We start from the raw sequence: 8,866 nt of genomic DNA on the forward strand, positions 1-8,866 counted from the left end.
GCCGAATAATATGCAATGCGGTCGCGAGCTGTCCGTCAGGCGAAATTCCGTTTTCGTTACTGGCCTGGGAAGACCTGCCGGAGTATGGTCATTTAACCATGTCCCAATAGGGCTCTGAATATCGCTGTGAAGCGCCAAATCAGGACGAATGGCGATATCAGCATTTACGCGCGGCCTAGTCGTTGGGCTGGCACCGGACGTTCCGTGAGAACCACCAAGAAGTTGAGTCATATGCACAATTCTCGGCCCCGCCACAGGGCAATCAGCCAGTCCGACACCATCCGCACGACCTCGCACGACGGGAAAGCCCCCCACCGTCGCCGGTACCGCTCCCTTCTCGCAGGGATGCTCGCGTCCGTCCTGGCGACCGGAGCGATCGTCGCGACCCCGCTCGCCGCGCACGCCGACACGGGCCCGGTGGACCTCGGCGACGCCGAGTCCTTCGCGGTGCTGGCGGGAACATCGGTGACGAACTCGGGTCAGACCGCGGTCACCGGGGATCTGGGTGTGAGCCCGGGCACCTCGGTGTCGGGATTTCCGCCCGGCACGGTGAGCGGCGGCATCCACGTGAACGACTCCACCGCGATCGCCGCAAAGGCCGACGCGGTGAGCGCCTACAACGACCTCGCCGGCCGCCCGGTCGACAACACCGTCGCTCCCGCGCTCGGCGGAACGACCAAGACCCCCGGCGTCTACGCCTCCACCGGCGGAAGCTTCAATATCAGCGGGACCCTGACCCTCGACGCCCAGGCCGACCCTGACGCGGTCTTCGTCTTCAGAGCCTCCGCGCTCACGACGACCAACGTCAGCAACATCAACCTGGTCGGAGGCGCCCAGGAAAAGAACGTCTTCTGGCAGATCACCGGCGCGGTGACCCTGGGCACGTTCTCCACCTTCCGCGGGACCGCCCTCGCGTCGGCCGCGGCGACGGTCAACAGCGGCGCGGCGGTGTCCGGCCGGGTCTTCTCACTCAACGCCTCGGTCACGACCCAGGGCACGGGGGGTATCCCGGCCACGCGAATCAGCCTGCCGGACCGCCCGCCCACCACCACGGCCCTGACCTCGTCGCTCAATCCCTCCACCCCCGACGACAGCGTCACCTTCTCCGCGACGGTCGACGGCGGCTCGGAACCGGTGACCCCGGAAGGTGACGTGGTCTTCAAGGACGGCTCGACCGTCATCGGCCAGGATCATTTCGACGGCGAAACCCCCGCCAGGGTGACCGTCTCGGACTTCACCGCGGGTCAGCACTACATCACCGCCGTCTTCCTGGGCGGCATCACCTTCAACGGCGAGGAGGCGATCAATTTCGCGCCGAGCACATCGAACGTCGTCGTCCAGAACGTGACGACCTCGCTCTGGAGTGACTCGGCGACGCCCGCCAACCAGTCGTCGGACAACCGCGCCGTCACCCTAGGCGTGAAGTTCAGGTCGGAGTCGGACGGGCTCATTGAGGGCATCCGCTTCTACAAGGGCCCGCAGAACACCGGAACCCACACCGGGGGCCTGTGGACCACCGGCGGACAACTCCTGGCCAGCGTCACCTTCACCGGCGAATCCGCATCCGGCTGGCAGGACGCCTACTTCTCCACCCCGGTCACCATCAAGGCCGACACCACCTACATCGCCTCGTACCACACCACATCGGGGTTCTACTCCGTCACCCGGCCCTACTTCACCTCGGCCCGCGACAGGGGTCCCCTCACCGCCCTCCAGGACGGCGCGGAAGGCGGCAACGGCGTCTATACCTACGGCGCCTCACCGTCCTTCCCCACCAGCAGCTTCAACGCCAGCAACTACTGGGTCGACACCATCTTCACCCCGGCGGACAGCCTCTGGAGTGACTCGGCGACGCCCGCCAACCAGTCGTCGGACAACCGCGCCGTTACCCTAGGCGTGAAGTTCAGGTCGGAGTCGGACGGGCTCATTGAGAGCATCCGCTTCTACAAGGGCCCGCAGAACACCGGAACCCACACCGGGGGCCTGTGGACCGCCGGCGGACAACTCCTGGCCAGCGTCACCTTCACCGGCGAATCCGCATCCGGCTGGCAAGAGGCCTATTTCTCCACCCCGGTCACCATCAACGCGGACACCACCTACATCGCCTCGTACCACACCACATCGGGGTTCTACTCCGTCACCCGGCCCTACTTCACCTCGGCCCGCGACAGGGGTCCCCTCACCGCCCTCGAAGACGGTTTCCAGGGCGGCAACGGCGTCTACACATACGGCGCCTCACCGTCCTTCCCCACCAGCAGCTTCAACGCCAGCAACTACTGGGTCGACGTCACGTTCGTCTCGCCCTGATGATCGTTAGGCCTTCGGCGTGGGGATGGCGGTGAAGCCGTCGCAGTACTTGGTCCCCCAGGCCGGCCCCGGCGGCGGTGGAGGAGCGGTCAGAATGCACTTCGTCTGAGCGAGACCACCGTCGTCGGTGGCCACGGTGATCAGTAGGCTGCTGAGGGGCTCGGCGAGTTCGGTCAGCGAGACGCCGATCACGCCCTCGGGATACCCCGGCACCGACGCGAGGCTGTGCCATGCCCCCGGCAGGGGCGTCCGCGGGTCCAAGATCCAGGCGATGCCGTCCGAGGCGTATGCGGTGAAGTTCGTGTCGTACGGCGGGAACGTCAGAGAGACGAGCGTCGTGTCGACCGCCGTGGACGCCCCGGGCAGGCCCTGCGGCCCTCTGGGGCCCTCAGGTCCAGCCGGGCCCTGCGACCCCGAAGGACCTTGGGGACCTTTCGCACCCGCAGGGCCTTGTGGCCCTGTGGGACCTCGCACTCCTCTGATTCCGCGAGGGCCGGTGGGGCCCTCCGGCCCGATGGGACCCACAGGGCCCACCCGACCTACAGGACCCTCCAGGCCTCTCGGTCCGCGGTACACCCACGCGCACGAACCGCGCCGGCACACGCGGCAACGTTTCCCGTGGCACCGCCAGCCGGCCGCGGCGTGGCCCTGGCTCACCCGCATGCCGGGAACAGTGCCCTGTACCGTCTCCGCGGTCGAGCCGGCCCGCGCGGCCCCCGCGTCCACCAAGCCCGACGTTCCACAGGCCAGCATCAATGCGACGACCGATATGCCGCGGCGAGAAATCATGGTGGTACCCCCTTCTGACGTGCGCGAGATACCCGGGCCCTGAATAGGCGATACCTGATATGGAGTACGTTGCAAGCAAACAGGGGACATCCCTCTACAAAGGCATCCGACCTGTTCTGACATATGCGCCGCTAATGGGACACTTACCGCCGATTAAGCACTTGTTGCGTTATAGTCGGCGACTCGCTCGGGGCGAACTTGACCCAGGCCTCGTAGACCGCGGTCCCGCCGTTCACATAGACGGCGTGGATTTCGTGCACGCCCCTGGTGAGCTCGGACGTGGTGAACCGCGCGATCCCGGTCACGTCCGCATAGACGGACCCGATCACGGTGGTGCCCTCCATGAAGAGCACCGGCCCGGTGGGGCGGAACCCCTGGACGTCTCCGCTGACCGTCGCGGTGAAGGTGACTGGCTCCCCGTTGCGTGACGGGTTGGGGGAAGAGGTCAGGGACGTCTCGGTGGGCGGGTTGACCGGCAGGGTGACCCGGGTGGTGGGCAGAATGTCGGTGCCTTCTATGTGGAGTGCCTCGTTGAGCGCCATGGTGCGGCCGTAGATCGCCGCGCCGTACGACACCCTGATCGTGTTCCACGCCAGGAGGTTGCCGCGGAAGGTTGAGTACCTCCCGAGGCTCGCGTCGTCGCCGACCACCCAGACGACGTTCTCCGCCTGGGCGCCGTTCACCAGGTCGATGTTGCTCACCCTGGCCGTGGTCAGCACGGAGTCGGCCTGGAAGATGAAGACGGCGTCCGGCACGCCCTGGGCGTCCAACGTGAGGGTGCCGTCGATGTGGAACGTGCCGTCCGTACTCTCGTAGACGCCGGGCGGTATGGTACGACCACCGAGTTCCGGCGGGATGGCGTTGTTGGAGGAGCGTCCGCGCGCGTCGTGGTAGGCGGCGACCGCGTCCTGCCTCATCTCGGTGCCCACGGTGTCGTCGAGATAGATTTCTCCCCGGACCTCCCCCGGCGGGAAACCGATCACCTCGTCGCCGGGGCTCACGACGAGATCGCCGGTGAGCGTGGTGAGGCCCGTGTTGGTGACCACGTCCCCCGCCATCGCCACGCATCGATAGGCGTCTCCGAGGTCGACGCGAGGCACCTGGCGTACGCCCCTGTCGGGAACGGCGGCGCCGAGCGTGCTCATCAGGAGGGCGGTGACGACGGCTGCTGCCAGCCAGGACGAAGGCCGGGTCCTCATCATGCGCGCAAGTCTGGCGAGCCGGCAGGTGCCGATGTACCAGGACATCCGTACGGGGTGATCTCCATTCCACAGTTTGGGTGAGCCCTGACCTGCTGTCACCGCCGGGCCGGCTGGCCCACCTGGTAGACGCCGAAGCCACCCGAGCGGAACCGCGGGCTCGCGAACGATCCGAGGGCGGAGCCAGGTGCCGACCGGCGTTCGTCCGCGAGCAGCCATCGCACTCCGTAGCGGTCGCGCAGCAGCCGGACCGCCTCCTTGGAGGGATGCTCGAAGACCGCGTCGTTGGCACGGATGCGCTCCCGATCCCAGAACGGGCGGCCGGCCATCGCCTCGCCGGGGCTCCAGCCGTCGGTGTTGCGCGCCGCGTAGGCCCATCCTTCGACCAGCACGCGCCGTTCGGTCAGCGCGGCCGTCCAGTAGGCACGGCTGTCGCACGGGTTCTCGTATCCGAGGCGGCAGTGCGTGTTGGTGGCCACGATGTCGTCAGGGGCCGAGTGATCACGCAGCCACCGGCCCGCGGCAAGGAGCCCTGAGGGCACGTCCTGCGCCGATGCTCCGTCGTAGGAATCCGGCGGCGTACGTGCGAGCCACGCGGCCGGCGTACCCGCCGCCGTGACCAGGCAGATCGTCAGCGCGAGCGTACGGCGCCCGCCCCGGCGGGCTGCGACCACCAGCACGACCACACCGAGGAGTGCCAGGTACGGCAGGTACAGGGCCAGGTCGCTCTGGCCCTGCCGCAGCGGGATCCTGACGTCGAAGAGCAGCCGGATGGCGGTCGCGGTCAGTACACCCACGCCGCCCGCGCAGACGATGGACCTGACCGTCAGGCCCGCCTCCCGTATCGCCAGTGCCGTTCCTGACACCGCCACCATCGCCAGATAGGGGTAGGCGGCCTGCAGGAAGTACCCCTGGGAGAGACCGGGGTGCCCGAGCAGGAGAAACGCCGCGAGCCCGGCCAAGCCCATGCCGAGCCCGAGAACGACCGGGGTTCGCAGCAGCTCCCGTGGCCGCACGGCCAGGCCCAGCACACCACACCACGTGATCGCCCCGCACAGCAGGCAGAGCCCGGCGATCCCGAGCACAGCGAACCACGGCACCTGCGCCGACGAACCCGCGCCGGTCAGATTCCTCCAGGTCACGCGCACGATCGACAGCGGATCAAGAACCAGGCCTTGCCGCGCGCCACCGTACAGCAACACATTGGAGAGGGCCAGGCCGGTCAGGGCCAGCCCCAGTACCGCCAGCGCACGCCGCGGCAGCCTGCGCCATCGGACTGTCTCCACCACCACGACCGCCATCAGCCCCACCGCCAGCAGCGGCAGATACGTCGCCTTCGCCCCCGCGACCGCCGACATCATGATTGCCAGGAGCACCCAGTGGCCTCGCGCCGGCCCCGATCCGTCGACAAGATCGATGACCAGGAGCACGACCGGCGCGAACAGCAGGGCGCAGAAGACCTGACTCGGGCTCGCCCACGACTGCACAGGCGCCCAGCTGAAAATGCTGGCGACGGCGCCCGAATACAAGGTGGGCGCCGCGACGAACACCGTGCCGGCCAGTGCGGCCAGCCCGCCTGCCCACGATCCCGTCACCCGGCGGCCAACCGCCCCGAGCAGCACGGCTAGCGCTGCCAGCATGGGCAGGACGGCGAGGCGGTAAAGCAGGACCAGCGGCTCCAAACCTGTCACCCAGCTCGCCGCGGCGACATGCGCGTGGACGAACCAGTGGTACGCCAGAGGTTCACCGGCGACGCCCGGCGTCGTGGGCGGCATGTGGTGCTTCACCTCGCCGATCAAGGCCAGGTGATACGGCATGTCGACATAGGACGACGCCATCGCCGGCCAGATGAGGGCATGGGTGCCGAAGAACTCGGCGGCTGTCCAGAGGATCAGGCAGATCACGATCAACGTGAGGGACCACGGCCACCAGCCCGGCGCGCGGCCCGTGCGCGGCCTGCCCCTCCAGTGGCCGCGCAGCCCCGGCACCGCGAGGAACAGCGCGTACGTGCCGAGCGGCCACGCCACGACCAGCAGGGGCGCGCCGATCGCCCGGGCGGGTATGTACGCGAGTACCTCGAGCGCGTAACCGAGCGCCACACCCAGCGCGAGTTCCTCGGGAAAGGGGTGCTCACGGCGGTGGAGCGCACGGATCCACAGCAGGCCGGGGAGCGTCAGGCCCAGCGCCACGTAAAGGACGAACAGCGCCAGGTCCGAGAGCGCGACGCCGTAGCGACCGCACACCGCTCCCACGCAGGCGACCAGGGCGGCTGCCGGCGCCCATCTGGTCCATAGGGCAGCACGCCTGCCCGCGACCGGCGATCTGCCGGCGCCAGGCAGGGGAGACGTCTCCAAACGCGGCAAGAGCTCGGCTTCGGTCATGCGCGAAAGCCTGGCGAGGCCTGAGCCCGCAATCAGCGCGGACGCCTGGACAGCGCGATGTCCTTGCCGCCACTTGACGGGCGCTTGCCCTCTTCCGTTGCCCTGGTCTTCTCCGGCCTTCCTCGTGAAAGTCCAGGGGACACGCCGTCATGGTTGCTCGTAGCAGCTCGATTACGCAACGTAACATGAAGCGGCTGTGAGGATGTGGCCGCTCTTGGGCGCGGTCATCCTATTTTCGCCGATCGAACGGTCAGTCGTATGACTATTCCGAAACAAGCGCCTCCCGGCATAGATCCGAAGATTCCCTGCTGTTCTGAGTTGCGGTGCCTCGGTTGCCGCACTCCACTTCATGTCGTCCAGAGCGAACTCGTCTGCGGGACCTGCGCCGCCACCTATCCCATCGACCGTGGCATCTTGCGATTCGTCCCCACGGGCAACTACGCGGAGGGGTTCAGCCACCTGCGGGACCGGCACCAGTTGACCCAGCTCGACTCTTCCGGCCCGAGCCCTCCTGCGATCGCGGCACGAAGGTGAGCCGCCGGCCGAATGAGGAGCCACGCGACAAAGGCGTTCGACCGGCTCGCGCCGAGACACGAGCGGCCTCGGCCGTGACAGGGCCTGCAGCGGTGGGCAAGGGATCTGCGCCCGCGGAGCTTGCAGGTCGAACGGCGCCGAGGGCCTTACCTGGTCCGTGGCGTCGAACAGCTGACCGTATTCCATGACGACAATGACGGGGCCTTATATATGGGAGAGAAGCTGGTAGTCGTCGGGCAGGGCTATGTCGGCCTGCCCCTGGCGATCCGAGCGGTTGAAGCGGGATTCGACGTCGTGGGGATCGACGTGGACCCGTGGCGGGTGAAGCGGCTCAACGCCGCCGAGTCCTACGTCGAGGACATCAGTGACGAACAGCTGACCGGGGCCCTGCGTTCGGGCCGCTACCTGGCCAGCGCCGACTACAAGGATGCCGAGGCGTTCGACATCTGTCTGATCACCGTGCCCACGCCACTGTGCGACGGAGCCCCCGACCTGCGCTACATCGCGTCGGCGGGCCGTTCCATCGCACCACTGGTACGGCCGGGCGCCACCGTGGTCCTGGAGTCCACCACCTACCCCGGCACCACCGAGGAGTACCTGCTGCCGCTGCTGGAAGAGGGCTCGGGGCTGCGCGCCCCCGAGGACTTCCACCTCGGCTACAGCCCCGAACGCATCGACCCGGGCAACGAGCGGTGGCGGCTAGAGAACACGCCGAAGGTCGTCTCCGGCATCGACGAGCCGTCGCTGGAGCGGATCCGAGCGTTCTACGAGCGACTCGTGCAGCAGGTGGTCCCCGTGTCCTCGCTCCAGGCGGCAGAGCTGTGCAAGCTCCTGGAGAACACCTTCAGACACGTCAACATCGCCCTGGTGAACGAGCTGTCCATCTTCGCCCACCAGCTCGGGATCGACGCCTGGGAGGCCATCGACGCCGCCGCCACCAAGCCGTTCGGTTACATGCGCTTCATCCCGGGCCCCGGCGTCGGGGGGCACTGCCTGCCGATCGACCCGTCGTACCTGTCGTGGGCGGTCAAGCGGGGACTCGGGCACAACTTCCGGTTCGTGGAACTGGCCAACGACATCAACAACAGCATGCCGGACCAGGTCGTCCGCCGGCTCGCCGTGGCGCTGAACGAGCGCGCTAAGCCGCTCAAAGGCAGCCGGCTGCTGCTCCTGGGCCTCGCGTACAAGAAGAACGTCGGGGACTGCCGCGAGTCGCCCTCCATGCAGATCGCGCGATCGCTCTGCAAGCTCGGCGCCCACGTCCGCGCCGCCGACCCGTACATCGACGACTACCAGCTGCCGGTCGGCGTCGAAATCGTCGAGGCCACCCGCCAGGAGCTGGCCGCCGCCGACGCCGTGGCCATCCTGACCGACCACGACTGCTTCGACTACGACCTGGTGGAAGAGGCCAGTCCCTTCATCTTCGACACCCGCAACCGCTGCCGGGGCGCCAACGTCGAACGCATCTGAACGCGGTGTATCTGCACCGAACAAAAAAGAGGGCCACCCGTCCGGGTGGCCCTCTCATGTAAATATTGTGCGGCGGTGACCTACTCTCCCGCACCCTCCCGAGTGCAGTACCATCGGCGCTGGGAAGCTTAACTTCCGGGTTCGGAATGTAACCGGGTGTTTCCTTCCCGCCATAACCGCCGCAAC

The 8,866-nt window shown here is 67.7% G+C and carries 5 protein-coding genes and 1 rRNA gene; 2 read left to right on the top strand and 4 right to left on the bottom strand.

Annotated elements, in window-relative coordinates; all coding sequences use genetic code 11:
• The first annotated feature begins 345 nt into the window (after window positions 1-345).
• Window positions 346-2,307, top strand: coding sequence for a DUF4082 domain-containing protein (locus tag AB0J09_RS16440; protein WP_360690758.1), 1,962 nt, complete (start codon window positions 346-348; stop codon window positions 2,305-2,307).
• A gap of 6 nt (window positions 2,308-2,313) precedes the next feature.
• Here AB0J09_RS16440 and AB0J09_RS16445 read toward each other — a convergent pair whose 3' ends face one another.
• From AB0J09_RS16445 to AB0J09_RS16455, 3 genes are all read right to left on the bottom strand, one after another.
• Window positions 2,314-2,520, bottom strand: coding sequence for a hypothetical protein (locus AB0J09_RS16445; protein WP_360690761.1), 207 nt, complete (start codon window positions 2,518-2,520; stop codon window positions 2,314-2,316).
• 719 nt (window positions 2,521-3,239) lie between these two features.
• Complete coding sequence (locus AB0J09_RS16450) at window positions 3,240-4,298, bottom strand: ice-binding family protein (RefSeq protein ID WP_360690764.1); 1,059 nt, start codon at window positions 4,296-4,298, stop codon at window positions 3,240-3,242.
• Between the two features lie 95 nt (window positions 4,299-4,393).
• Window positions 4,394-6,676 carry a hypothetical protein gene (locus AB0J09_RS16455; protein ID WP_360690767.1) on the bottom strand — a complete coding sequence of 761 codons (2,283 nt, stop codon included), beginning with the start codon at window positions 6,674-6,676 and terminating at the stop codon, window positions 4,394-4,396.
• A 744-nt stretch (window positions 6,677-7,420) separates the two neighbouring features.
• Between AB0J09_RS16455 and AB0J09_RS16460 the strand changes: the two genes are divergently transcribed.
• A complete protein-coding gene (locus AB0J09_RS16460) occupies window positions 7,421-8,680 on the top strand; it encodes a nucleotide sugar dehydrogenase (protein ID WP_360690770.1) in 1,260 nt (419 codons plus the stop codon).
• A gap of 67 nt (window positions 8,681-8,747) precedes the next feature.
• Here AB0J09_RS16460 and rrf read toward each other — a convergent pair.
• A 5S ribosomal RNA gene (gene rrf, locus AB0J09_RS16465) occupies window positions 8,748-8,864 on the bottom strand.
• Window positions 8,865-8,866: the final 2 nt, after the last annotated feature.

Source organism: Nonomuraea sp. NPDC049784 (assembly GCF_040659615.1).
Lineage (GTDB): Bacteria > Actinomycetota > Actinomycetes > Streptosporangiales > Streptosporangiaceae > Nonomuraea.

Excerpts from the sequence above, each read along its gene's own strand:
- AB0J09_RS16455 (WP_360690767.1), bottom strand. The coding sequence starts at position 6,676 with ATGACCGAAGCCGAGCTCTTGCCGCGTTTGGAGACGTCTCCCCTGCCT.
- AB0J09_RS16460 (WP_360690770.1), top strand. The coding sequence starts at position 7,421 with ATGGGAGAGAAGCTGGTAGTCGTCGGGCAGGGCTATGTCGGCCTGCCC.
- AB0J09_RS16440 (WP_360690758.1), top strand. The coding sequence starts at position 346 with ATGCTCGCGTCCGTCCTGGCGACCGGAGCGATCGTCGCGACCCCGCTC.
- AB0J09_RS16450 (WP_360690764.1), bottom strand. The coding sequence starts at position 4,298 with ATGATGAGGACCCGGCCTTCGTCCTGGCTGGCAGCAGCCGTCGTCACC.